General features: G+C 34.2%; 15 protein-coding genes and 1 other RNA gene. 6 read left to right on the top strand and 10 right to left on the bottom strand.

The genetic code is table 11. The annotated features are described in order from the left end of the window. Window positions 1-96: 96 nt before the first annotated feature. From mukF to mukB, 3 genes are read left to right on the top strand one after another with little or no spacing between them, the layout of a single operon-like run. On the top strand, window positions 97-1,419 hold the full coding sequence (gene mukF, locus B6C99_RS06310) for a chromosome partition protein MukF (RefSeq protein WP_065577695.1): 1,323 nt from the start codon (window positions 97-99) through the stop codon (window positions 1,417-1,419). 43 nt (window positions 1,420-1,462) lie between these two features. Next, entirely contained in the window at window positions 1,463-2,194 is a 732-nt protein-coding gene (gene mukE, locus B6C99_RS06305) for a chromosome partition protein MukE (RefSeq protein WP_081298793.1), read from the top strand. Window positions 2,195-2,196: 2 nt separating this feature from the next. Then, complete coding sequence (gene mukB, locus B6C99_RS06300; protein WP_086359102.1) at window positions 2,197-6,615, top strand: chromosome partition protein MukB; 4,419 nt, start codon at window positions 2,197-2,199, stop codon at window positions 6,613-6,615. Window positions 6,616-6,718: 103 nt separating this feature from the next. On the opposite strand, the gene lepA is transcribed toward mukB, so the two are convergent. Then, window positions 6,719-8,515, bottom strand: coding sequence for a translation elongation factor 4 (gene lepA / locus B6C99_RS06295; RefSeq protein WP_086359066.1), 1,797 nt, complete (start codon window positions 8,513-8,515; stop codon window positions 6,719-6,721). Between the two features lie 133 nt (window positions 8,516-8,648). Between lepA and B6C99_RS06290 the strand changes: the two genes are divergently transcribed. Beyond that, window positions 8,649-9,080 (top strand): MerR family transcriptional regulator, encoded by a 432-nt coding sequence (locus tag B6C99_RS06290; RefSeq protein ID WP_158092448.1) that lies wholly within the window; start codon window positions 8,649-8,651, stop codon window positions 9,078-9,080. A gap of 191 nt (window positions 9,081-9,271) precedes the next feature. On the opposite strand, the gene B6C99_RS06285 is transcribed toward B6C99_RS06290, so the two are convergent. The 4 genes from B6C99_RS06285 to B6C99_RS06270 form a co-directional block, all read right to left on the bottom strand. Further along, window positions 9,272-10,609: a hypothetical protein gene (locus B6C99_RS06285; protein WP_086359064.1), complete on the bottom strand. Its 1,338-nt coding sequence runs from the start codon at window positions 10,607-10,609 to the stop codon at window positions 9,272-9,274. Continuing rightward, complete coding sequence (locus B6C99_RS06280; protein ID WP_086359063.1) at window positions 10,606-12,420, bottom strand: AAA family ATPase; 1,815 nt, start codon at window positions 12,418-12,420, stop codon at window positions 10,606-10,608. Before B6C99_RS06280 ends, B6C99_RS06285 begins: the two co-directional genes overlap by 4 nt. Window positions 12,421-13,321: 901 nt before the next feature. Next, window positions 13,322-13,686, bottom strand: a transfer-messenger RNA (tmRNA) gene (gene ssrA, locus B6C99_RS06275). Between the two features lie 64 nt (window positions 13,687-13,750). Then, window positions 13,751-14,731, bottom strand: a complete 981-nt coding sequence (locus B6C99_RS06270) for a D-glycerate dehydrogenase (RefSeq protein ID WP_086359062.1) — start codon at window positions 14,729-14,731, stop codon at window positions 13,751-13,753. A 568-nt stretch (window positions 14,732-15,299) separates the two neighbouring features. On the opposite strand from B6C99_RS06270, the gene B6C99_RS06265 reads away from it, so the two are divergent. After that, window positions 15,300-16,196, top strand: a complete 897-nt coding sequence (locus B6C99_RS06265) for a DMT family transporter (RefSeq protein ID WP_086359061.1) — start codon at window positions 15,300-15,302, stop codon at window positions 16,194-16,196. Window positions 16,197-16,255: 59 nt separating this feature from the next. Here the strand turns inward: B6C99_RS06265 and B6C99_RS06260 are convergent, their stop codons facing one another. Both B6C99_RS06260 and mprF read right to left on the bottom strand, forming a co-directional pair. After that, window positions 16,256-17,536, bottom strand: a complete 1,281-nt coding sequence (locus B6C99_RS06260; RefSeq protein ID WP_086359060.1) for a virulence factor family protein — start codon at window positions 17,534-17,536, stop codon at window positions 16,256-16,258. A gap of 4 nt (window positions 17,537-17,540) precedes the next feature. Further along, a complete protein-coding gene (gene mprF, locus B6C99_RS06255; RefSeq protein WP_216819403.1) occupies window positions 17,541-20,144 on the bottom strand; it encodes a bifunctional lysylphosphatidylglycerol flippase/synthetase MprF in 2,604 nt (867 codons plus the stop codon). Window positions 20,145-20,487: 343 nt separating this feature from the next. Between mprF and B6C99_RS06250 the strand changes: the two genes are divergently transcribed. Next, window positions 20,488-21,156 carry an HD domain-containing protein gene (locus tag B6C99_RS06250; protein WP_086359059.1) on the top strand — a complete coding sequence of 223 codons (669 nt, stop codon included), beginning with the start codon at window positions 20,488-20,490 and terminating at the stop codon, window positions 21,154-21,156. 80 nt (window positions 21,157-21,236) lie between these two features. Here B6C99_RS06250 and B6C99_RS06245 read toward each other — a convergent pair whose 3' ends face one another. The 3 genes from B6C99_RS06245 to B6C99_RS06235 form a co-directional block, all read right to left on the bottom strand. Next, the gene (locus B6C99_RS06245; RefSeq protein WP_086359058.1) at window positions 21,237-22,160 is read right to left on the bottom strand and encodes an AEC family transporter; all 924 of its coding nucleotides are present in this window, start codon (window positions 22,158-22,160) and stop codon (window positions 21,237-21,239) included. Between the two features lie 26 nt (window positions 22,161-22,186). Continuing rightward, on the bottom strand, window positions 22,187-24,841 hold the full coding sequence (gene glnD / locus B6C99_RS06240; protein WP_158092447.1) for a bifunctional uridylyltransferase/uridylyl-removing protein GlnD: 2,655 nt from the start codon (window positions 24,839-24,841) through the stop codon (window positions 22,187-22,189). 343 nt (window positions 24,842-25,184) lie between these two features. After that, window positions 25,185-25,928 carry a DNA-binding transcriptional regulator YciT gene (locus B6C99_RS06235; protein WP_086359056.1) on the bottom strand — a complete coding sequence of 248 codons (744 nt, stop codon included), beginning with the start codon at window positions 25,926-25,928 and terminating at the stop codon, window positions 25,185-25,187. Window positions 25,929-26,201 lie beyond the last annotated feature (273 nt).

Here is a 26,201-nt window from a genome sequence, read left to right as displayed (position 1 = left end):
TAATCGATAAAATTTTGTCCATAACACAATATATTGTGTTTCTCATATTATTTTAAGATGTCAGGCTTGCTGAACATCCTTAATTAAGGAATCACTATGATGGATTTTTCCCAATCAGTGCCAGAACTGGTCTCTTGGGCAAAAAAAAATGATTTTTCGATTGCTTTGCCTGTTGAGCGATTAGCCTTTTTATTGGCAATAGCTGTATTAAACAGTGAACGCTTTGATGGCGAAATGACTGAATCTGAATTAATCGATGGTTTTCGACATGTCTCATACATTTTTGAGCAAAGTGAAGATACTATTACTGTCCGTGCTAATAACGCTATTAATGATTTAGTACGCCAGCGTTTAATCACACGCTTTGCTAGCGAAATGACCGATGGTTATTCTATTTATCGATTGACACCTTTGGGAATCGGTATTTCTGATTACTATATTCGTCAACGTGAATTTTCGACCTTACGTTTATCAATTCAGCTTTCAATTGTTGCACAAGAGTTAAAACGTGCTGCAGATGCTGCTCTTGAAGGTGGTGATGATTTGCATTGGCATCGTAATGTTTTTGCGCCTTTAAAATATTCAGTAGCTGAAATCTTTGATAGCATCGATATTACTCAGCGAGTGATGGATGAACAACAAGCTGATGTAAAACAAAATATTTCTGCATTATTAAGTCAAGATTGGCAGGCGGCAATTAGTAGTTGTGAGGGTTTACTGACAGAAACCTCGCAAACGTTACGAGAATTACAAGATACATTAGCAGCGGCTGGTGATAAGTTACAAGCTAGTTTGCTTTTAATACAAGATGCGACTTTGGATAATCCTGAGTTAGATAAAATTAATAACGTGGTTATTGATTTACAAGGTAAATTAGACCGAATCATCGGTTGGGGACAAAAAGCAATAGACCTATGGATAGGTTATGATAGGCACGTTCATAAATTTATTCGTACTGCAATTGATTTAGATAAGAATCGAGTTTTTTCTCAACGATTACGCAAATCGATCCAAAGCTATTTTGATTCACCATGGTCACTTACTTTTGCGAATGCTGAACGTTTACTGGATATGCGTGATGAAGAATTGGCATTACATGAAGCGGAAGTGACTGGAGAATTACCTTCAGAACTAGAATTTGAAATGATTGAAGAAATTCAAGAGCACATAGTTGCACATATTGAACAAAATCTATTGATCTTTAAACAAGAAAATAAACCACTTGATATGAGTATTGCTATTCATAGTTATTTAGCACAGTTCCCACGAGAACAGCATTTTGATATTGCAAGATTGTTTATTGATCAGGCTATTCGATTAGGTATTGCCGAAAGTGATTTACTTGGTATTCCTGCCGAATGGAAACCTATTAACGATTATGGAGCTAAGGTACAAGCACATGTCATCAACAGATACTAAAGATATAGAAATGGAACAAACTGCTCATCATCTTGATGAAGTCATGGGACGTATTGCTGCAAGTTCTCAAGCGTCTATAGATAAATATATGCCAGTCAAATTGGCTCAAGCTATTGCCAATCCAATTTTCCCTGAACTAGATAGTTTATTACGCTCAGGTCGCCATATTGGTATTGATGAACTGGACAATCATGCATTTTTGATGGATTTTCAATTTGAACTTGAACAGTTTTATCAACGTTATAATGTTGAGCTGATTCGTGCACCAGAAGGCTTTTTTTATCTCCGTCCTCGTTCAACCACTTTAATTCCCCGTTCAGTTCTTTCTGAATTAGACATGTTAGTGGGTAAAGTATTGTGTTATCTCTATTTAAGCCCAGAACGATTAGCGCATGAAGGTATCTTCACTTTGCAAGAACTTTTTGATGAGTTAGTTTCCTTAGCGGATGAAAGTAAATTGTTGAAATTAGTTAATCAACGTTCAACGGGATCTGACTTAGATCGTCAAAAACTGTTTGATAAAGTAAAAACCGCATTAAATCGCTTACGTCGACTAGGCATGATCTTTTTTATTGTAGGTAATGACAGTAGTCGTTTTCGTATAAATGAATCTATTTTCCGCTTTGGCGCTGATGTTCGCAGTAGTGATGATGCACAAGAGGCGCAATTACGCTTAATTCGTGATGGTGAAGCGATTAAAATAGAATCATCACTTATTTTGGATGATGATAATAGTGAAGAACAAGATGAAGATGTTAATGAGGAGATTGAATAATGATGATGGGACACGGTAAATTTCACTCATTAACCTTAATTAACTGGAACGGTTTTTTTGCTCGAACCTTTGAGCTTGATCAGCTGGTTACCACGCTTTCAGGTGGTAATGGCGCGGGTAAATCAACGACTATGGCTGCATTTGTCACAGCGCTAATTCCTGATTTAACTTTATTACATTTTAGAAATACCACTGAAGCGGGTGCAACTTCAGGTTCTCGAGATAAAGGTTTACATGGTAAGTTAAAGCCTGGTGTTTGTTACTCAATGCTAGATGTTATCAACTCTCGTAATCAGCGAATTATCTGTGGTGTACGTTTACAGCAAGTAGCAGGGCGTGACAAAAAAGTAGATATTAAACCTTTTTTAATACAAGGTTTACCAGTCAATATTAGTCCAACAGAATTGGTAACGGAACGTTTAAATGATAAACAGGCTCGAATTTTATCACTACCAGAATTAAAAGATAAAATTGAGTCAATGGAAGGCATTATTTTTAAACAATTTAACTCTATTACCGATTATCATTCAGTCATGTTTGATTTTGGTATATTACCGAAACGGTTACGTTCTTCATCTGACCGAAGTAAATATTATCGCTTGATTGAAGCTTCTCTATATGGGGGGATTTCAAGTGCTATTACACGATCATTACGTGATTATTTGTTGCCGGAAAATAGTGGTGTCAGAAAAGCCTTCCAAGATATGGAAGCAGCATTACGTGAAAATAGAATGACACTTGAAGCTATTCGAGTAACACAATCGGATCGTGATTTATTCAAACACCTTATTACTGAGTCTACAAACTACGTTGCTGCTGACTATATGCGTCATGCTAATGAACGTAGAGTCCATATCGAATCGGTTTTAGGATTGCGTCGTGACATGTTTAAGACGCAAGATCTGCTGATTAGTAATCAATTCCGCCAAGTTGAAATGGCAAAAGAATTAAAAGAATATCAAGATGCTCAAAGTGACTTAGAAACGGATCTTCAGGCAGCCAATGATCATCTTAACCTTGCGCAAACAGCTTTACGTCAACAAGAAAAAATAGACCGTTATCAAGCGGACTTAGATGATCTGAATTTAAAACTTGAAGAGCAAAATGAAGTTGTCCTCGAAGCCAATGAACAGTATCAAACTTACCGTGATCAGGTTGAACATACTGAGCAAGAAGTTGATGAAATAAAAAACCAATTAGCTGATTATCAACAAGCTTTAGATGTGCAGCAGACTCGGGCAATCCAATACCAACAAGCTATCCAAGCTTTAAAAAATGCTCAGCAACTATGCCAATTACCAAAATTAGGTGTAAGTAATGTTGAAAATCATTTTGAAATCTTTGAAGAAAAACAAAAAGAAGTTACTGAACAACTGTTAGAATTAGAGCAAAGACTAAGTGTTTCTGATGCCGCCATTAATCAATTTGATAGAGCTTATCAACTAGTTGTTAAATTAGTAGGGGACGTAGTGCGCAGTGATGCTTGGAGTGCCGCTAGAGAAGCATTAAAGCAGTGGCCTTCACAATGTTACCAAGCCGATCAAGCAGAACATTTACAACTGCAATTAGATGAATTAGAGCAACGCTTTTTTGAACAAAAAGAAGCTGAATCATTATTAACTCAATTTTGTAAGCGTTTTGGTCATCAACTTAATTATGATGAGCTTGATGAATTCAAACAAGAGCTAGAAGTTCAATTAGACCAAAATGCTGAGCTTGCCAATGAATCAAGTGAAAAACGTATTGAATTTAAGCAAGAGCTTGAGCAAATTCAAACGCAAATTGGTGCTTATCGACAAAAAGCACCAGTATGGCTAAAAGCCCAAGATGCACTTATCGCATTGCAAGAACAAACAGAGCAAACGTTTACTAACAGTCATGCTGTCACGCAACATATGCAACAATTGCTTGAACAGGAACGCACTTTAGTTACACAACGTGATCAAATAAACTTCAAACGCAATCAACTTGATGCACAAATTGAACAACTCAATCAACCAAGTGGTGTTGATGATGGTCGTTTATCGACATTAGCGGAAAGGTTTAATGGTGTATTACTTTCTGAAATTTATGAAGATGTAACCATTGATGATGCGCCTTACTTTTCAGCATTATATGGTCCATCAAGACAAGCTATTGTGGTACCTGATTTATCACTGGTAAAAGCTCAACTAGAAAGCCTGACAAATAGTGAAGAAGATTATCCAGAAGATATCTATTTTATCGAAGGTGATCCATCTTCATTTGACGATAGTGTTTTTGATTGTGAAGAGATGACGAAATCCGTATTGGTTAAAACTGGTGATCGGCAATGGCGTTTTTCCAGCTTTCCTAAGGTACCTTTATTTGGCCGAGCAGCACGTGAAATTCATCTTGAAAAATTATCGGCAGAACGTGATGAACTACATGAACGTTATGCAACAATTTCATTTGATCTGCAAAAATTACAACGTATTGAGCAAAATGTTGGGCAGTTTATTGGTGAATATCTATCTGTAGCATTTGATATCGATCCAGAAGCCGAAGTGCAAAAGTTATCGACAAGACGTAATGAAATCGAACGTCAGCTCTTGGCACAAGAAAGTATTGATAAACAAAATCAACAACAAGTTGCAAATTGTAAAGAGCAGTTAATCACTGTAAATCGATTGGTAGCTCAAATGCATTTATTGGCTGATGATGATTTAGCAGATCGGGTTGATGATCTCCGTGAGCAAGTTGCTGAAGCGCAAGAGGCCGCGCAATATGTTAGTCGTCATCGCCATACTATTGCCGAACTTGAACCAATTGTTGCAGTATTGCAAAGTGATCCTGAGCAGAATGAATCATTACGTGAGCAGTACAATACTGTTAAAGCTCAGCAGCAAACCATTCGCCAACAAGTTTTTGCTTTAACGGAAGTGATGCAACGTCGTGCTCATTTTAGCTATGAAGATTCAGCTGGTATGTTGAATGAAAATAGTGATCTCAATGAAAAATTACGTACTCGATTAGAAGTTGTTGAAGGACAACGAGGTGAAGCTCGTCGTCAAATGCAACAGTATCAAGATAAATATAATCAATACAATCAAACATTAGCATCACTTAAAAGTGCATTTGAAACTAAGCGAGACATGCTTAATGAATTGCATAAAGAGATCGAACAAATTGGTGTTAAAGCGGATGCAATCACTGAAGAGCGAGCACGTATCCGTCGTGATGAAATTCATCAAAAACTCAATAGTAATCGCCAACAATGCACGTCTTTGGAAAAACAACTTATTATGTGTGAAAGCGAAATGACGCAAATGCAAAAACGCTTAACACAAACACTGCGTGATTATAAACAGTTACGTGAACAAGTTGTTGAAGCAAAAGCTGGTTGGTGTTTAGTGTTACGACTCGTTAAAGAAAACAGTGTAGAACGACGATTACATCGACGAGAATTGGCTTATCTCAGTGCTGATGAACTACGTTCTATGTCGGATAAGGCTCTTGGTTCATTGCGTTTAGCGGTAAATGATAATGAACACTTACGTGATGTATTAAGATTATCCGAAGATCCGAAAAGACCAGAACGTAAAATCCAGTTTTATATTGCGGTTTATAAACATCTACGTGAACGAATTCGCCAAGATATCGTCAAAACTGATGATCCGATTGAAGCTATTGAACAAATGGAAATTGAGTTGTCACGATTAACTGAAGAACTTACTTCACGAGAACAGCAATTGGCTATTAGTTCAAAAAGTGTGGCTAATATTATTCGTAAAACTATACAACGTGAACAAAACCGTATTCGTATGCTTAATCAAGGATTACAAGCAGTGGCATTTGGTCAGGTTAATGGTGTTCGTTTGAATGTTAGTATTCGTGAGGCACACTCTTCATTATTAGCTGCATTAGCTGATGATCAAAATGAACATCAGGATTTATTTAGTAATAATCGTATTACCTTCTCAGAAGCGTTAGCGAAACTTTATCAACGTTTGAATCCACATATAGATATGGGGCAACGAACTGCACAAAATATTGGTGAAGAGTTGCTAGATTATCGAAACTATTTAGAGATGGATGTGGAAGTTAATCGTGGTGCTGATGGTTGGTTACGTGCTGAAAGTGGTGCTTTATCAACGGGTGAAGCGATTGGTACAGGTATGTCTATTCTACTAATGGTTATTCAAAGTTGGGAAGAAGAGTCTAAACGTCTGCGCAATAAGGATATTTCACCATGTCGCTTATTATTCTTAGATGAAGCGGCACGTCTTGATGCTAAATCGATTGCGACACTCTTTGAGCTTTGTGAACGATTAGAAATGCAACTTATTATCGCCGCTCCAGAAAATATCAGCCCGGAAAAAGGTACCACCTATAAACTAGTTCGTAAGGTTATCAATAACCAAGAACATGTTCATGTCGTTGGCTTGAAAGGCTTTGCTTAGTTATTACTGACTAAAAACAGTTTCGCCGGCAAATGCCGGCGAAATTGTTATTTAATGTTGATTAATTATGTAAGCAATGGTTAATTTCAACTAGCCTACATCATTAATGAATATCCAACACGGCATGAAAGGCCTCTTGAGGAATATCAACACCGCCAAATTTACGTTGTCTAATTTTATTTTCCTTAATATTTTTAGCTATCTTTTTCTTTTTCGATGCTGAGCCGGAATAGCCGCGCCCGGTAACACTTTTGCGTAATGGTGGAATATCTTCGCGTGCAATAACTTTATTCTCAACTACCGATTGCACCGGCATTGGGTAGAGTTTGCGTGGAATGACATGTTTCATCTTTTGAACAATTTGTTTACCTCGTTCAAAACTTTTATCTCGAGGTAAAATAAATGAAAATGCATCAACAATTTCATCATTCAACCAAATATCCATTTTTACCAAATCCGATGCAATATAGCTTCTATCACGATAATCTATAGATGCATAGCCATGAGTAATCGATTTAAGTGAATCATAAAAATTGTATGCAATTTCTGAAATTGGCAGTTTAAAGGTCAACTCTGCCATTTTATTATTCAGATAAATCATATCGACGTATATACCTCGTTTTTCCTGACAAAGTTCCATAATTTCGCCAATATTTTCCATAGGAATGATAATAGCAGCATCTATAAATGGTTCTTCAATATAGTCAATTTTTTCAAAACTCGGTAACAACATAGGATTATTAACATTGATGATTTCACTATTTTTTAATGTTACACGGTATTCAACACTAGGAAAGGTAGAGAGTATTTCGATACCATATTCTCTTTCAAGTCTTTCTTGAATAATCTCCATATGTAAAATTCCTAAAAAACCACAACGGAATCCTGCGCCAAGGGCCATTGAGTTTTCTTGTTTATAAATAAATGCAGAATCATTTAGGGATAATTTTTCAACCGCATCTTTAAGTTTTTCTTGGTCTTCATTTTTTATTGGAAATAATCCAGCATAAACCATAGGTTTGACTTCTTTATAACCAGGTACTGCTTTGGTATTTGGGTGATTAGGATCAATTAGGGTATCACCGACTTTGACATTTGCGACGATTTTAATATTAGTCGAAATATATCCAACTTCACCTGCATCAAGTACATCAACAGTTTTCATTGCTGGTAAAAATACGCCAGTTTGTAATGCTTCAAATTCAATATCACTTTTGAGCATTTTAATTTTCATTCCAGTATGAATAGCACCGTTAAAAACGCGTACATGTAGCACGACACCGCGATACACATCATAATGAGAATCAAAGATTAACGCTTGCAGTTGCCTATCTTTATTAGCTTCTGGCGCAGGAATGTTTTCAACGATTGATTCTAAAATATTATCAACTCCTACGCCGGTTTTAGCTGAAGCTAAAATAACTTTATCTAAGTTAATGCCATCTAACTCTTCGATTTCTTTAATCACGCTGTCAACATCCGCATTTGGCATATCGACTTTATTGATAACTGGAATAATAGTTAAATTCTGCTCTTGAGCCAGTTTTAAATTAGCGATTGTTTGTGCTTGTACGCCTTGGGTTGCATCAACTAGCAACAAAGCTCCTTCACAAGCAGCTAAACTGCGCGAAACTTCATAATTAAAATCAGTATGCCCAGGGGTATCGATTAGATTAAGCTCATATTCAATATTATTTGAAGCTTTATAGTACATGCGTACCGTTTGTAACTTAATTGTAATACCACGTTCTCTTTCAAGATCCATGTTATCTAATAATTGCTCTTTCATATCACGTTCAGAGACAGTATTGGTCATTTCAATTAACCTATCTGCTAGCGTTGATTTACCGTGATCGATATGGGCAATAATACAAAAATTTCTTATATTATTTGGGTTCATGTTAATTTCTCCCATACTTTTCTTAACTGTTGGCGTGAACTATAATGGTTAGAGTAACTCTAAGTCAAGTTTAGTCAAATTGTCATACTTGCTAATCTATTTAATTGATTTTTATGAAAACATGGGTATAAATATGGTAAATATAAATGATTGTATTGCATCAATTGCACAAAATGGGGAACTAAACCAAACACCTAAATACTCTGTGACTAAAGCAGCTAAAATGTTAGGCTTATCTGTGCATACATTAAGGTATTATGATTCATTAAATTTATTTCCATTTTTGCAACGTGACCAGAATGAAAAACGACTTTTTTCTGATGCCGACTTACAGTGGGCAAAGCTAATTGAATGTTTACGTAACGCGAATATGTCAATTAAAGATGTTCAACACTATGTCAAGCTGTGTCTTAAAGGTGATGAAACATTGGATGAGCGCCTAACTATCATTAATCAACAAGAAAAGATATTAATCGATACTATAACTCAACTAAATGAGCAATTGGCTTTATTGAGATTTAAAAAACAATACTATAAAGCAGCTCATCAAACAACAAATAACTAAGCTTTTCCAATGAAAACTTTTCCTATGAAAAAATTTTGAGGAAAGGGGTTTTTGCTTCTTTCCCCATTCCGGTTTATTTTATAACCGTTATCTAAAAGCAATTAGAGAATTAACTGCTAAAAATTGTGAAGAATTTGGAACGAATACTATTAGTATTAAATTAATATGGTAATAGAATAAAGCTACTTTTATTAAAGTAGCTCAGGAAGCTTAATTCCTAATTTGTAGATATTAACATAGCCTGATTCTTTTTTTAGTTTTTGTATATTAGACTTAGGTATTTCATTTTGATCATCTAAAATAAAGTGGTTAATCGTAAAATCTTCATCGCTCTTCTGATGAGAATATATAATTAAACAATCGATATTTTGTCGATAATCTGTTACTTTTAATTCTTTATAGACTTTTTCAATTCTTGCATAACCACTTATTTGTCTAATGTCATCAATAATTACTGATTGATTGTGGTATTTAGGTTTATATTTAGTATCAATTACAAATTTGAAATCTGCTTGGTTGGTAAATTTTAAGATAAAATCTAATTCCTGATATTTTGCTTTATAGTGATATTTTACTTCCTTTGATGTAAATATATTTCTCAGTTTTTTATAGACATATAATTCAAACAATTTACTCATATCAATCCAGAAAGGTGGGGTCATGATTCGTTGTTGTTCGGTATTACTAATATTGTAGGCGTAACGTTTCAAAATCAGTAATGCTAATTTGATCGCTTGATCATACTCTTTATATAACGGATTACTTCTGAAGGTTTTTATTTTTGTTATATCAATATCATCAGATACCTGCTCAAAAGCAGGGTGAATGTAATTAATCCACTGCAATAATGGTGTTTTATCAAATCCGTTTTCAAATTTTTGAATGACGCGTTGGGAAAAACGATAGGCTTTTTTTAGAATTTTATTTTCATCACAATTAACGCCAAATTCTTGATATTGGCAGATTGCGTTAATTTTTTTACCACTAACTAAATTCTGTTTGATATTTCTACTGACAAGAATTTTTCCTTTCACGCGGGCATTAAGATTTTCGATTTTAGAATAATAAGATTTTTTTAAGCCTTTTTTTACAATTTGTTTCATAACTTTAAGAAACAGGGCTATTAAGAACGGAGAAAGTAAATCTTGCTTTTGTGTTATTGGGATATGAGGTTTATCAAAATAAATATATAACAAATCATCTAGATGCTTTAGATTTTCGGGCTCTTCAATCGCATCTAACAACATTCGCATATAATCAATCTGCGTTGATTCATTATTTAATTTTGGTTGTATATATATTGGGAGTTTATTTTCAACAATCCAATTGATTCCAACAAAATAAGACGTTTTGAAATAGAATAACTCTTTCTCGCAATTTATTGAGTAGCAGGACTGTTTTTCACCTTTTCGCAGAACTTGGTATTCGTATGAGTCTTTTTCCTTTAAAATAGCAATATAATTGTCACACGCATTAATACAGTGATCTTGTTTTAAAAGTCCATCATACTGTTCAAAAAGTTCAATCATGGTTGATTCGAGTATTTAGTTTCGATTTCTTTAATTTTAGTTTTTACACCATCGACATCTTTAAAAATGCCATCCTTTATATATTCCTTCAAAATAGGAATTATTTCATATTGAAGGCGTGTTTGAGTTATATCCTTTTCATCTTTACCATTTATTATAAAGTAGCTTTGCCCTAACCAAACATCTTCAACTCGAAATTCATCAGACAAATATATTGATGGATTCAATATTTTATTTTTTTCATATTCTTCATAACTTTTAATAAATAATTCAGAAATATCTATGAATAAATCCTTTTTAAAATTGGCTTGTAAAGATGTTGGTAATATGTCAATAAATGCAAAACGACGACGAATAGCATAATCAATCTGTCCAACACTGCGATCAGCAGTATTCATTGTGCCAATAATATAAAGATTAGGAGGAATGGTTAGCCTATTATCATCATTAACCGCATACATACTTTCGACTTGTTCGCCGCGATACTCTAGTGCATAAATTAATTCGCCCAATACAGCAGGAAGATTTGCTCGGTTTATTTCATCAATGATCAAAATATATTTTTTTTCAGGATCAGCCGATGCTTTTTTAGCCATTTCTATAAATAGTTTATCTCTCGTAATATATTGAGGTTGGCCATTTTCTGTTTTTACTTCAATTCCTCGCACAAAGTCTTCATAGGTATAGGCAGAATGAAATTGGATGAGTTTAAATTGTTCATGAGATTGTAAATTAGATGCTTGCTCATTTTTATCTGAAGAGACCTCGCCAAAAATAAGCTGTTTAGCAATATTTTTTGCTGTATAGGTCTTTCCAGTTCCAGGAGCACCTTGAAGGATAATTTGTTGTTTATTTTCGAGTAACTCAATATATTTTTTTAAATCATTCATATCATTAACGTTTTCTATATTTTCTTTAAATAGATAATTTAATATACATCCGGGAATAGTTTGTGACTTAAATAGTGTCTCCAAAGGCGGCCATATAGTTTCTGGTTCAGTAATCTTTAAGTCCGAAGATTTAATATACTCATTTTTAGTAGCATCATAGCTAAGCCAAGCAACATCTACATAGTGTGAATAGAAACAACGGTTATTTTGTTCATCTTCTCCTGCAAAATGAATATTTTTTTTATATCGGTAGGAAGATAGCGCAACACCAATACCCCATAATCCATGATTATTGTTTGTAGTGCAAATTATATCGCCATATTTGATATCTTTTATATTTTTAAATGCTTGAATTGCTGGTGATTTTTCCGGATAAGAATTTTTTATTTCTTCAGCTGTAGAATTAGAATAATCTTCATCTTTCCAACCAATAGCCATAATCTCATTGTTCAAAAAACTATTCCATGCTTTTTTTTTGAATTTAGGACAATGAGTCGGAGAAATAAAATAACAAGCGCTATTAGCATTTAAATCAGAAAGGTCAATATTATTTGGTACAAAGAATTTTGTTTTCTCTATTTCTTTTTGCATAAATGGGCTAATAAATTTTTGAAATTGATTAATTAAAAATTCATTATCCTCTATTTTTGAATAAAGTAATCGTTTTGATAAAATTTTATTTGTCTGCCTGCCATCTTTATTCTTATTATTTTTATGGATTTCAATGGAATTGTTTTTATAACCTACGAAACGGCTTGGTCCAAAAAATAGTCTGTTGCCAATTTTTTCAACAGCAAACCATTCCCCCCTACTATAAAGTTTTAAAACGTCAGTTTTGTTATTGCCACTAATCAAACTGTGATAAAGGGTTAGAAAATTTTTGATAACATCACTTCTTTTTTCTACGAATTCTTCTTGCATAGCATCTGGTCTTCAACAGTTAGGAAACAATATCGAAATTTATATAATCTTATATATGATTATATAAGAATAAGATTGTTTATAAGCAAAGGCAATATTTTTGTGTAGTTAATATAATTTTGTATCTTGAGAGGATTTAGACTTCATTTATGGGATGTAAATTATTAGTAAATTGTAGATAGGCTATACTAATTCATACCAGTTTTATAACGTTATTCTTATGATAAATTAAAAATAAAAAATTGGTTTGTCTTGAACAATAATTTATTTGCATTGTTAACCACGGTATTAAAAATGAGACTGTATTTATTTTTTTATTCTAAATAAAGAAAAATATAAATAAAAAAACATGATAGAGAGTATACCAAAACTAATACCTCATAATTTTAGATAGGTAGAAATATTCTCTAAAGAAGACCTATTTATTTCTAATAACCTTAAAGAATATGTCATCCCTATAATAATTCCTTCATTTTGAAAAAGTCTTAACAAACTTCCAATGGTGGATTGTTTATCTTTTTTTGAACCATTGCTATCTGAATTAATGAACTTTGAAACAGTCCTCCACCTAAACCATAGCTCATAGTAGCTATAACATAATTAAAGACTGAAATATTAAAACTTATAAATAAAAGTAAGGCGAAAGCAAATAGCATAAACGGTAAAGCATAAATTAGTATTATTTTATTACCACTTGAATTTATGATTTTTTGGGCAAAGACATTTAACTGTTTCTTATTTATTATTTAAGGGTTGTTCTTCCTAATCATATAACTAAAAATTACTGATAGTAAATGTATCTTACTGGTGCTTAATGAATAACAAAATAGGCTTTAAGCCTTGTATTTGTTAGTTTTGATGTGTTTTAAAGGATTTAAAAGAATATTAATGAATATTGAATTGGTGGAGCTGGCGGGAGTTGAACCCGCGTCCGAAATCTCTACATCCTTGGTACTACATGCGTAGTTTGTCTTTAAATTTCGCTTACCCGCTGCGGACAAACACGCCACTGATAAACTAGCTTGATTAAATTTAATGCTTCCGCCCCAAGCAAGGCTTCCACACGATCTCGTTTAGGTTTGACTCCTCTTGATCCCCGTCCTACGAGCGGAGGCTAGGGAGAGAAGGCTCTATACAGGTTATTAAGCTGCTAGTGCGTAGTTTTCGTCGTTTGCGACTATTTTTTTGCGGTTTATTTACGAGGCCTACCGCACCTCGGCATGCACCTTGGGTTTCGCAAATCCCGTCGAATCCAGAATCAGCCCCAATTGTGATTGGTGTTTATAGACAATATTGGGGCATTATAGGTGAATTCAAGCAGTAATACAAGTTAACCGACTTCAGGATTTACCCAATTTTCAGTTGGTTGTTCTGGTTTTAACGCAGCAATAATGTTATCAACAGCGCATTTGGCCATGGCATACCGAGTTTCAGTGGTTGCAGAACCTACATGTGGTGATAATAAAACATTATCAAGTTTTAATAATGGCGAATCTTTGGCTAATGGTTCAACTTCAAAAACGTCTAAGCCAGCAGCCTTAATTGTTTTATTTTTTAATGCTTCATAGAGCGCTTGTTCATCAATTATCGCACCTCTAGCGCCATTGATAAGGATAGCTGATGATTTCATTAACGCTAATTTTTGTTTAGTAATAAGCCGTTTTGTTTGATCGGTTAGCGGTAAAATGATAACAACAAAGTCAGCTTGTTTTAGGACATCATCTAGTTCAAGACGTTTAGCATGATAGGCTTGTTCAACATGGGCATTGGCTGAACGATTATAATATATGATGTTCATATCAAAACCACAATGTGCTCGTTTAGCTATGGCTTGACCAATACGGCCCATGCCTAAAATACCAATGGTTTTACCATAAATATCTGTACCAAAGTATTCAGGTGTGATGCTTTTATTCCAACCACCATTATGAATAAGATTAGATAATTCAACGGTTCGGCGAGCGGTAGCCATGAGCAGGGTAAAAATGAGATCAGCGGTACTTTCAGTGAGAACTTTCGGAGTATTCATTAATCGGACGCCATGTTTTTTCAAAGCAAGCAAATCATAATTATCAAAACCGACTGAAATTGTCGCCGCAGCTTTTAATTTAGGGGTGTGTTGCAAAAAATCATCATCAATTCGAGTTGGAATATTAGATCCAATCATACCGTCAGCATTGGCTAATGTTTGGATAAATCCACTAATATCGGTTTTAGGATCACCTTGAAATAGTGTTAGATTGAAAGCTTGCGCTAGTCTTTCTTGCTGATCAGCTGGAATTTTACTAAATAAAACAACATTCTTTTTCATAAATACTCCTATATAGCTATATAGACTATTTTTAGCGCAGTATAGCGTTAGATTATTTAAATTTGCAATAAAATTAAGTTTTAAGCAAATTAGTTTTTATGTGCTGAAAAATGAAAAATATTTATATTTTTTTAAATATTTTTCAAAATAATTATTTATATAAATCAATATAATAGAATGTTTTTAGAAAAATATTAAATTTTTTTGAAATTAATTGGAACTTTTTGTGATTTAGTCTGTCTATATATTCAGATTACGTTAATTCATTTTTTTGCCCTCCACTCATTTTTGAGTGGATTTTTTTTGCCTACAATTTTTATTAGTGCTAACTAGTCCTGCTATAGAATTATATAATCTACATAAATAATCGATATATTAAAATATATTGAACAATTATTAACAGCAAGTTAATATTTAGCGATTTTCATTATTCTAATAAATAGTGTTATTTTTATTATTATCAAGCCTTTTATCTATTCTCAATTTATTTGGTATATTTAGTCTGGTAACTAAGTAATAAGGTAATGGATGGTGCTTAAATACTAATAAGTGAGCAGAGAGAATTTTTATGTTATTTTCATCAAGGACAAAAGGCCACCTAATCGCACTGATGACAGTGTTTATTTGGGGAATCACTTATATTGCCACCAAAGTTTTACTGACAGATTTTAAACCGATTGAAATTCTCTTTTTTCGATTTACCTTAGGTTATGCCACGCTTTGGTTATTAGCCCCTCGCTTTTTCGCCTGGCAGGGGATTAAACAAGAGTTGATGTTCCTTGGCGCTGGATTTTGTGGTGTCACTTGTTATTTTCTCTGTGAAAATATTGCGTTAACCTATACCACAGCATCAAATGTTGGTGTGATCACCACACTAGCTCCAGTCTTTACTGCTATATTGGCCATCTTCTTTCTCAAGGCCGAAAAACCAGCGAAAGTGTTTTATATTGGCTGTCTATTCGGCATGATAGGTATAGCCTTAATTAGTTTCAATGGTCAGTTTGTATTATCGGTTAATCCACTTGGTGATTTACTGGCGGTGTTTGCTTGCCTATTTTGGGCGTGTTATTCAATTTTAACTAAAAAAAGTAGTAACTATGGTTACAATATTATTTTGCTGACGCGAAGATTCTTTTTTTACGGTCTAATGTTTATGCTACCCGCACTGTATTTATTTGGTTTTGAATGGAATTTTTCTCGATTTGAGCAACCAATAAACTTAATGAATATCTTATTTTTAGGCGTCGGAGCTTCAGCTATCTGCTTTGCTTCTTGGAACTATGCTGTAAAATTAGTGGGGGCGGTTAAAATTAGCATCTATATCTATTTAGTGCCAATTTTGACAATTATTAATGCAGTATTAATTTTAGATGAACCTTTTACATGGATTGCGGCAATAGGTACCTTATTTACTCTTGGTGGCGTATTCTTATCAGAAGGGAAAATCAAACTTAAAAAGCATTAATATTTTTATAATTTTTTATTAATGCTTTTATTTTAAAAATAATACCTAAAGTGCCACATTTATTGCATACGTTTGTCGATAGCTTGCATAATAATTTGCCCTAAGTGCGGATAATTTTCATCAAAATGATGGCCACCCGGTAGTTGAAATGCTTCGCCTTTCATCTCTGGTTGTAGGCAACCGCTATCGTCTTTCTCTTCTGCACCATAGATACAGAATAATTTCTTTTCCGGAATCTGCGCAACCTCTGGTGCTGTTTTCATTTCATCACCTGATTGCCCCAGCCAACCACTAACTTCTATTTCAAAATTAGCATCTTTAGAAAAAGCAATCATGATCAATGCTTGAACGCTTTGTTGATCTACTTTAGATAAACGATTATATAGTGCTGGTAAGATGTCACCACCAAAAGAATAACCTGCTAGTACAAATTTATTCACTCCCCATTTATCACGGTATTCTTGCATTAAATAGGTCAGATCTTTAGCACTACGTTCAACCGAGCGATGTTGCCAAAAAAGTTTAAGCGCATCGACACCAACCACCGAATAACCATGTGAAGCCATATATTCTGCTGAAACTTTATCTAAATCTCGCCAGCCACCATCACCTGAATAATAAAAGGTAACACTATTCGGATGTTGTGGATTACCTTTAGCTGGCAATTCAATCACAGGTAATGGTTCATGTTCACCAAATAAAATAGAGGATAAATGTAAACTTAACAGTTCGGTGGGTGACGCTTGATATTCACCAATTGACGTGGTTACTTTAATCTGTTTTTGTTGGCGAGGGAAAATTGCAACTTGTTCATCAGGAGGATTGTTCCAAATAACCTGCCATGTTCCATGGCTGGCCTGTGCTGGTAAAGGTGTGTCGCAATCTTTATGATCTAAAGTAAACTCAATGGATAAAGCTTTAGCATAATCATCTTGTTGTTTGCTTAACCAACGATAAGCGAAAGCCGCACCTTCTTGCATGCCGGCAACAATAAATTTATCCTCATTTAAGATTTTCTGCGCTTGTTCAAAGCGTGTTTGTTGTTCGGCACAACTTCCTTGTGGTTGTAATTCAAATTGCACCAATTTAGCACCCATTGATTCAGATAAGGTTAATAATTGATTAGCGGTAAAGTGATTATCTCGTGTCGCAACAATTATTGCTGAAGCTTCTGCTGACTGTTTGGGGCTAGCAGATAAAATAGTAAAGTTTTGATTAATTGTAACAGTTTTAACCGAAGCTGTTCGTTGGTTTTTATAGCTGTACCAACCTATAACAATACAAAATGTAATGAATACTAAAATAATGAATAATAAAACATAAAGTATGATTTTTTTCATTTGATTAGTTCTTCTGGTTAGTTAATGTTGTTTTGCCACCTGAAATTAACATAGTGGTATCAATTAAAGCAACCAAGGGGTCAAGTCCGGCAGGAACCGCCATATAACGAGGTTGCCAATGCGTTGCAAATTTTTCTTTAAAACGACGTAGGCCTTGGAAGTTATAAAAACGGCCGCCTCGGCGAAAGACTAATGCACCTAAGCGTTGGATCATTGGTGCACCACGTCTTCTTTGCATGCCGGCAAGTGGCACCATTCCCAAACTAAAATACTGATAACCTTTTTCTTGATAATGTAAAATTAAACCAACCATTAAAAACTCCATGGTCGATTTTGGAATATCTTGTAAAACTCGCATTAGATCAATACTAGCACTATAGTTTTGTTTGGTTTCTAATAAATTCACAAAAGCAATAATTCGCCCTTGATATTCAATTGCGGCAATAGTGAAATTATCTAAATAGGATTTAGAAAAAGCCCCTAATGAGAATTTTTTCTCCTTGGTGTGTTTGTTTTTTAACCATGCATCAGAGACTGATTTCAATTCATCAATTGGTGCTGTACCCGGTGGATAAAATCTTAAACTAAGCCCATCCCGTTGCCCACGATTCCAAGTATATCGAAGATCTTTATATCCCTTAGAAGTTAAATCAAACTCTTTTAAATTAACTAAGGCTTCTTCACCAAGTTTGACAATTCGAAGACCGATATCCATATAGAATGGTAAATTGTTTGCTTTAACTTGGTAAAAAACTGGACGTAAATGGTGTTGATCACAAAGATCCCTAAATGCCCAGATTAAATCAGCCCGAGCAGCGCTATCATTGCCAATAGGATCATATAGCGCAACCATGCTTCTTCCTCGTCTTGCATACATAATGAAAGCAGTATGTGATTGATTGAAGAGCAGTGACTTATCACCACTCATCGCTAATCCGCCTTCAGGTTGTTTTGAGTTAAGCATGATTTGATAGGCTTCACTTAATTCCTCTTCAGTCGGAATCGTTAAGATAGGTAATGCTGGTTTAAATGACCAAAATAACATTACGCCACTCAATAAGATAAAACTACCTAATGCTGCGCGTAATGCTCGGGGAACTCGGCTATCTAACTCAAATTGCCACCATAAATCATGGCTATAAGGAATATCTTGATAAATAAATAAGATTAGCCAAACAAATAAGGCAATTAAACCAAAACTGACTACAAAGGATTTTAGTGAGAAAGGTAAAATACTTAATCGGCTTTTACGATAAAAAGCATGTCTAAAATTGATTAATAGTATGGCTATTACTAATAATGTCGCTGCTTCGATCCAGTGTAAACCTCTTAGCAACGAGCAGATACTGCCTAATATCAACAAAATAACCGATACTCCCCATGCCGAATAAAGTCTGCGACGTAATCCTACCGCCATTAGTAGGCATAAAACTCCGATTAAACTAGCGGTTAAATGAGCAAAATTGACAATTTTTTTCGGAAAAAAAGTGCTGACAAAATCATGATTAAAGCCAGGTGTAACACTTGAAAACATCATGACTACTCCGGCAAAAAATACCGTGGTTGCCATAATCGTTGCCGCAATACCGGTATCGGTTTCCTTAACTTGTGGCGCGGTTAACAAGTGTTTTCCTTCGTTAATTAGCAGTAAAATTCCAGCAGGAATCAATGGTAATATGATATAAATTAAACGGTAAATGACTAAAGCAACCGTTAATGATGCAGTATCAATTTGTGATGAAAATGCCGCTAATATAACCGCTTCAAATATGCCAACTCCACCAGGGACATGACTAAGTACCCCAGCTACTAATGCCAAGATATAAATCATAATAAAGGTAATAAAGTTTGGTTGATTCGGGAGTAAAAAATAGAGAATAGCACCGGCTAAAATGGCATCGATTAAGGTAATTAAAAATTGTCCACAGGCTAATTGCCAGTTGGGTAGACGGATCTTCCAATGGAAAATTTGAAATAACCGAGTATATTTATTGGGTTTTTCTACTAATCGGTGTGTATGTAAAAATAACAAAACACCAACATAAATGAACAATACTGCACTAGCGATTATCTCGATAGTGATTACCGAGATATGTAGCGCTAGCATGGTATTTTGTATATGTATTAATGCAGCAATTGTGGCGATTAAGGGTAATGTAAGGCCTAACGAAAGGCTAACAAAAATCGACATGCGAGCAACATCTATGGTGGTTAATCCATATTTAAAATAGAGCCGACAACGAATTGCACCACCGGATAGGGCGGATAACCCGACAGCATTACCAATGGCGGAGGCACAAATTGCACCAGTAGCTATTGTCGATAGTTTTAAATCAACGCCTGCATATCGTGCAGCTGACCACTCATAACCCATCAACATAATATAACTTGCTATCGCCGATAAACATGCTAGTAAAATTGCATGGTAAGGTAGTTTATGCAGAGCTGATTGTAAATCGCTTAGATTAATTGATTGTAATAAATGCCAACACACTATCAGTGCGATACAAAAAATAGTGAGTCCAAATAGTAGAGCGATAAATTGACGATATCGAGTGAAACATTCTATAAGTTGCCAAGGCAAAACTTTGCGTGCTGATATTTTCACTTAATCAACTCCAGTTATTTGCATTGATAATAAATTGTGATTAGAGCATTCTACCTTTCGGAATTAGTGAAAACAATCGAAAGAAATTAAAAAAAATATAAAAAAAACATTAAATGCAAGGAATTTTTTGGTAAATTAGCGCAAATAATCATCAATAAAGATGTTAAATATGATTTTTAACTTATTTTAAATTGATTTTATTGGTTTTATGCAAGAATAAATATCTAGCTGATAAAGTGCTAATTAAAACCATCAATAGCGATTAGATTTTAACTGCGGTAATATACATAATATTTCGATAAAATATAATCTATCATTACCATTTTTAATTAAGCCTAATAAAATGACCAACCGAATAACTGCCCAACAACAACTAATTCTTAATTCGATTAAACTATTTGTTCAACAAAAGCTTTCACATGATTTTTCCGGCCATGATATGGCGCATATTGAACGAGTTGTAAAATTAGCCGAAAAAATCCTTAATGATCAGCTACAAGCAAATGCATTTATTGTATTGATGAGCGCTTACTTACATGATGTCATTGATGAGAAAGTGGTTGAGAATGTTGATAAAGCAATAATTGAATTGCGTGATTATCTGCAATTATTAAAGGTAACCACTAACGAGATTAATGCTATTTTTGCTATTATCGAAAATATGTCTTATCGGAAAAATCTTTCACAAAAAAACGAGTTATCTTTGGAAGGACAAATAGTTCAAGATGCTGATCGTCTTGATGCTATTGGCGCAATAGGTATTGGCCGTACTTTTTATTATGGTGGTAATAAGCATAATATTATGCACGATCCAAACATTCCACCTAGAATGCAACTTAATGAAGACAATTACAAACAGCCAAATACAGTAATTAATCACTTCTATGAAAAGTTATTTTTACTTAAAGATATGATGAATACTGACACAGCTAAACAGATTGCTGAACAACGGCATAAAATTTTAGTTGAATTTGTTAGTCAATTTGAGCAAGAGTGGCTGAGTAACGATTAAGTTTTATCAAAACTAAATCCTGACGTTTAATCAGGATTTAGCTAGCAGATTTTAAAGTATCTATGATGCATCGCTTCTATTTAAAAGGGAATTGGTGCACCAACCAAAGAGAGAACGATTGGTAGTGTAATTAAACTCAATAAAGTACTGACTAAAGTAGCACTTGATACCAGTGCTGGGTTAGTATCAAATTGAACTGACATTAGTGTGGTATTGGCAGCACTTGGCATTGCTGCTAGAACAATAAGGATTTGTTTTGCCATTGGAGTAATAGGCATAAAATAGACCATTGCATAAGCGACCAGCGGTGATATAACCATCCTCGTTACTAAAGCAAAAGAAAGTTTTGGATAATCAAGTTGTTTAATTTTGATTTTGGCCAATTGCATGCCCAAAATAATCATAATTATCACAATGGAAGAATCACCGATCATACTAATCGAAGTCATAATCGATTTTGATAATGGTATTTGACACAGTTGGAAAAGAATACCAGCAAAGGCACCATAGGCAACCGGCATTCTAATTACTTTGTTAATGACATCTTTTTGACTGACAATATCACTATGTGTGCTACCTTTGGCTGCATAATAGATGCCAACAGTGCTCATAACAAATTGTTGTAACACCATCATTATGACACCTAGATCAAAACCGATCGTGCCAAAAAAAACCAATAATACAGGTGTACCATAATTACCATTGTTCATAAAACACGAACTCAAAATCATTGCACAGCGTTGTTTGACAGAATATTTCATTATCATTGACCAGACGCTGACAATAACTACTAAGGAAAAACAGAGACCAATGAGATAAGCAATATAGATTAAATAATCGCTGGTTAAGGTATGCGTATAAAATGTTTTAAATGCCAAAAAGGGCGATAACACATATAGCGACATTTTTGAAAGATTAGCGACATCAAAATTAAGAATCTTTTGACCAATAAATCCAACAATAAAAATACAAAAAATAGGAAACAAAATAAGGAAAAATTGCATAATTTTAACTTTAACTTTTTGGTTGATTAATTTATTGAATCAATAGCCTTAACTATCGACTCGGTTAGTTTTTGACAGGTGTTATCATCAAGGGCTTTATTGTGTTTATCGGTTAGAATAAACAGATCTTCAATATGTTCGCCAATTGTAGCTATTTTAGCACTGCTTAGCGATAAGTCTAATTTTGCAAACACTTCGCCAACGCAAGCAAGTAAACCCGGTTTATCAAGGGCAATGAGTTCCATATAAGTTTGATTTTCGTTAAATGACGAAATAAAGTTGACTTGTGTTGGTACAGAAAACGAACGTAGTCGCTGTTTAGCGGGTTTTATTGTTACACCTTTGTAGATAGATTGATGTAGTACTTTATTCAGTGCATGGATAATATCTTGATGTCGATTTTCTGGCACAATTTGCCCATTAGGTTCAAGCACAATAAAGGTATCTAATGCGAATCCATTTTTATTAGTAATAATCAATGCATCATGAATACTCAAATTTAACATACTTAACGCATTACATGCTGCAGCAAATAAAAAAGGCCTATCAGATGAGTAGATGATGATTTCAGTACCACCATGATATGGATTGGGATTAATCGAAACTAATGTTTGACTCAAATCATGATTTAATAATAGTTGAGCGTGCCAAACGATCTGTTCAGCGCTATAGCGCAAAAAGTAATCGACACGATAATCTTGCCAAAGTTTTTTTATCATTTGCTCGTCGTAATTCTGTGCCAGCAATTCAGTTAGTGCTTGCTGTTTATGTTGACGAGCAACACTTCGTTGTTCTGGTATTTGATGAATACCAGAATCAAATGATCGTTTAGCGGTTAAGTAGAGCTCACGCATTAAGCTCTGTTTCCAACTATTCCATAAGGTTTCATTAGTGGCACAAACATCGGCAACAGTTAAACAGAGTAAATAATGTAAACGGCGTTTGCTTTTTACTAATTGAATAAATTCGCGAATAACATCGGGATCTTGGAGATCTCGACTTTGCGCAGTTACCGACATCAATAAATGATAACGAACTAACCAAACAATCAAATCGGTATCTTTCGCATCGAGTTCATGTAATTGACAGAAAGATTCGACTAATTTAGCGCCTATTTCCGAGTGATCACCATCTCGACCTTTGCCAATATCATGGAATAATCCCGTTATTACCAGTAATTCAGGTTTAGATAGCTTGGCAAATACTGTTGAACTATTAGGATGTTTTTCTTTACCCACTTCGGTTTTTAAACGGTCGAGTTCTAGCAATAAGCGAATAGTATGTTCGTCGACCGTATAAGCATGAAACAGATCAAATTGCATCATGCCTGAGATTTGTTGCCAACCAGGTATATATACCGCCAAAATACCATATCGATGCATTGGCAAAATGGCTTTTTTAATTGCATCTGGATGTTTGATTATTTTCATAAACAATGTTCTTGCTTCTGGTATTTCACTAAGTAAATAAGTGAGTTTTCGCCTTGCAGAACGAAGTTGCCTGATCGTATTCGAATATAATCCTGTAACTTGCGGATTAAGCAAAATTGTATAAAACAGATTAAGGATCATAAGAGGATTATCATTAAACACGCTGTTGTGTTTAACATCAATTAGGTTGTCCCTAACTTGAAAATGTTGATCAATATCATAGGTGTTTTGTGATGAATAACGTTTTAATAATGACTCATCAAATAGTTGTAAAAGCATTTGGTTGAGTTCGGTAATATTATGCGCAACACGATAATAATCATGCATCATATTTTCAACCGGTGTATTACCTTCACCACTATAGCCTAACATTTTAGCGATACTTAGTTGACGATCGAATAACAAACGATTGTCATAGCGGTTGATAACGCAGTGAAGCGCAAAGCGCATGCGCCATAAAAATTTACGACAAGTCTTAAATTCGGCCACTTCTTCTGGCGTTAAATAGTCAAACTGGGCAATTTTTTTTAAAAACTCTCCACCAAAATGTCGGATTGCAACCCATTGGATGATTTGCATATCACGTAAACCACCTGGACTATTTTTTAGATCTGGCTCTAAATTATAGGTAGTGCTGTGATATTGTTGGTGTCTTTCTTGTTGCTCCTGCATTTTGGCTTGATAAAAAGCTGGAGAAGGCCAGATTTTATCGCTAAAAATTTCACTGCGGAGCTTATTAAGTAATGACTCACTTCCGGCAATTAATCTTGATTCAATTAAGTTTGTCATGATAGTGATATCATTTTTAGCTTCTTGCAAGCAGGTTTTTAACGTTCTAACGCTGTGGCCAATATCAAAATGCAGATCCCAAAGTAGACGGACTAAATCACCAATTTGTTTTTCCAGTTCTTTGGTTAGTGAGTTATCACTTAGTATCAAAATATCAATATCGGATAATGGATGAAGTTCTGTTCGACCATAACCACCAACTGCAATCAGAGCAATGCGATTTTTTTTAAACAGCGATGAAACTTGTTCGGGGATTTGATAATAATGCCATAATCGTTGAAGTAGCTGATCAATAAAATGACTGCGCAGATGAACCAAGTCATCAATATCGGCGTTATTTTTAAACTGAGTCACTGACCATTGTTGAAACGCATTTAGTTGCTGTTTTAGATAGGGGACAGTTATTTGTTCATCACTAAAATCAAGCGGAGAGATAGAATAAAACAAATGCGCATCAGTCATAGTTATCATATCAAATTAGCAAAATTGAATTGTTATATCGTCCACCGATTTTAAAGCAGTGTCAAGTTTAAGTAGTTACACTTTTTCCTTAAATACTCTTGAAGATTTTAAACACTGATTATTTGATATTTCTGTAAAAATAATTAAGGAGTTTTTACCTCCTTCTGGTGTTTATTAAGAAGAAATAGTTGGCTTAATTAATCTAAAATAAATACCAAGTAAACAAATTATTCAAAATAATTATCAAAAAAAGTTCGAGAAAAGGGGGATGATGTAGAGATTGGGTTGATTTTAAATTAATCTTTTAACAAAACTAGCGTTAGTTAACATGATTTATGGTTAATTACACAACTTTATCAACAATAATATTTTTCGCGGTTAGATACTTTTCATCTTCAATTTTAATTGTCTGATCAGTGATTACCCGATGAATGGCTTCGAGTGGTGATAGTTGATATGGTTGTTTTTGACCAAATTTTGATGAATCCGTGATAATAATGTTTTCACTTGGTTTAGTTAAAATGGTATTAACTAATTCTGTACGCATTTTGTTTCGGCCGGAAAAACCAGTGGAGGGTAAAAATCCATCAATACCGATAAAAGCTTTATCAAAATGTAAATGTTTTATTGCTAGACAAGCTAACTCACCGACTACACTTTCACTATTTTTTTGATATTCGCCACCAATCAAAATTACTTTTAAATCGTTATTTTTCAATAGTTGAGCAATGTAATAACTGGATGTTATTAAAGTTATACGGCGAGTATAGGCTAAATGTCTGGCGAGTAGGGCATTGGTACTTCCACCCTCAATAAAAATGTGCTCATCATTATTGACAAGTGACGCTGCATATTCGGCTATTTTTTGTTTCAGTGGGAACTTGATTTTCATACGAGCATCGAGATTATCACTATCTACTGCAACGGCATAACCATGTTCTCGTTTTAAATAACCGTTTTGTTCCAAAAAATTAAGATCATGACGAATGGTCACAACAGAAACATTAAATTGTTCAGCTAAATCATTGACACTAACTTGATTGAGTTCATTAACTTTATAAATAATCTCTTGTTGTCGTTCATTCATTAAATACAGCATAATTACCTGTTATAAACATACTCATCTTTTATAAAATCGCCATATCCATATATCAATATCGATATAAACACGTAAGTAAAGATAGTAATGAATTACATGGCATTTGTCATTATAAAAGTGGCAAAACAAAAAAGATGCCTATCGGTTTTTGGATAGATATATAAATTCGATTTTATTTTGGGATTAATCTTATTTACTGTTTCTGTTGTTCCTACCTCAAAAAACAATTAATAATCAGTGGCAACAAACACAAAAGTCACG

It is taken from the genome of Gilliamella sp. N-G2, from assembly GCF_002142215.1.
In the GTDB taxonomy this organism is placed as follows: Bacteria; Pseudomonadota; Gammaproteobacteria; order Enterobacterales; family Orbaceae; genus Gilliamella.
This window is presented reverse-complemented; position numbering and strand designations above follow the sequence as displayed.

What these genes read in the sequence shown, in the direction of transcription:
- B6C99_RS06285 (WP_086359064.1), bottom strand. Translation starts at nt 10,609, where the DNA reads ATGATTGAACTTTTTGAACAGTATGATGGACTTTTAAAACAAGATCAC.
- B6C99_RS06260 (WP_086359060.1), bottom strand. Translation starts at nt 17,536, where the DNA reads ATGAAAAAAATCATACTTTATGTTTTATTATTCATTATTTTAGTATTC.
- B6C99_RS06250 (WP_086359059.1), top strand. Translation starts at nt 20,488, where the DNA reads ATGACCAACCGAATAACTGCCCAACAACAACTAATTCTTAATTCGATT.
- B6C99_RS06245 (WP_086359058.1), bottom strand. Translation starts at nt 22,160, where the DNA reads ATGCAATTTTTCCTTATTTTGTTTCCTATTTTTTGTATTTTTATTGTT.
- mukB (WP_086359102.1), top strand. Translation starts at nt 2,197, where the DNA reads ATGATGGGACACGGTAAATTTCACTCATTAACCTTAATTAACTGGAAC.
- lepA (WP_086359066.1), bottom strand. Translation starts at nt 8,515, where the DNA reads ATGAACCCAAATAATATAAGAAATTTTTGTATTATTGCCCATATCGAT.
- mukE (WP_081298793.1), top strand. Translation starts at nt 1,463, where the DNA reads ATGGGACGTATTGCTGCAAGTTCTCAAGCGTCTATAGATAAATATATG.
- B6C99_RS06280 (WP_086359063.1), bottom strand. Translation starts at nt 12,420, where the DNA reads ATGCAAGAAGAATTCGTAGAAAAAAGAAGTGATGTTATCAAAAATTTT.
- glnD (WP_158092447.1), bottom strand. Translation starts at nt 24,841, where the DNA reads ATGACTGATGCGCATTTGTTTTATTCTATCTCTCCGCTTGATTTTAGT.
- B6C99_RS06265 (WP_086359061.1), top strand. Translation starts at nt 15,300, where the DNA reads ATGTTATTTTCATCAAGGACAAAAGGCCACCTAATCGCACTGATGACA.
- B6C99_RS06235 (WP_086359056.1), bottom strand. Translation starts at nt 25,928, where the DNA reads ATGAATGAACGACAACAAGAGATTATTTATAAAGTTAATGAACTCAAT.
- B6C99_RS06270 (WP_086359062.1), bottom strand. Translation starts at nt 14,731, where the DNA reads ATGAAAAAGAATGTTGTTTTATTTAGTAAAATTCCAGCTGATCAGCAA.
- B6C99_RS06290 (WP_158092448.1), top strand. Translation starts at nt 8,649, where the DNA reads ATGGTAAATATAAATGATTGTATTGCATCAATTGCACAAAATGGGGAA.
- mukF (WP_065577695.1), top strand. Translation starts at nt 97, where the DNA reads ATGATGGATTTTTCCCAATCAGTGCCAGAACTGGTCTCTTGGGCAAAA.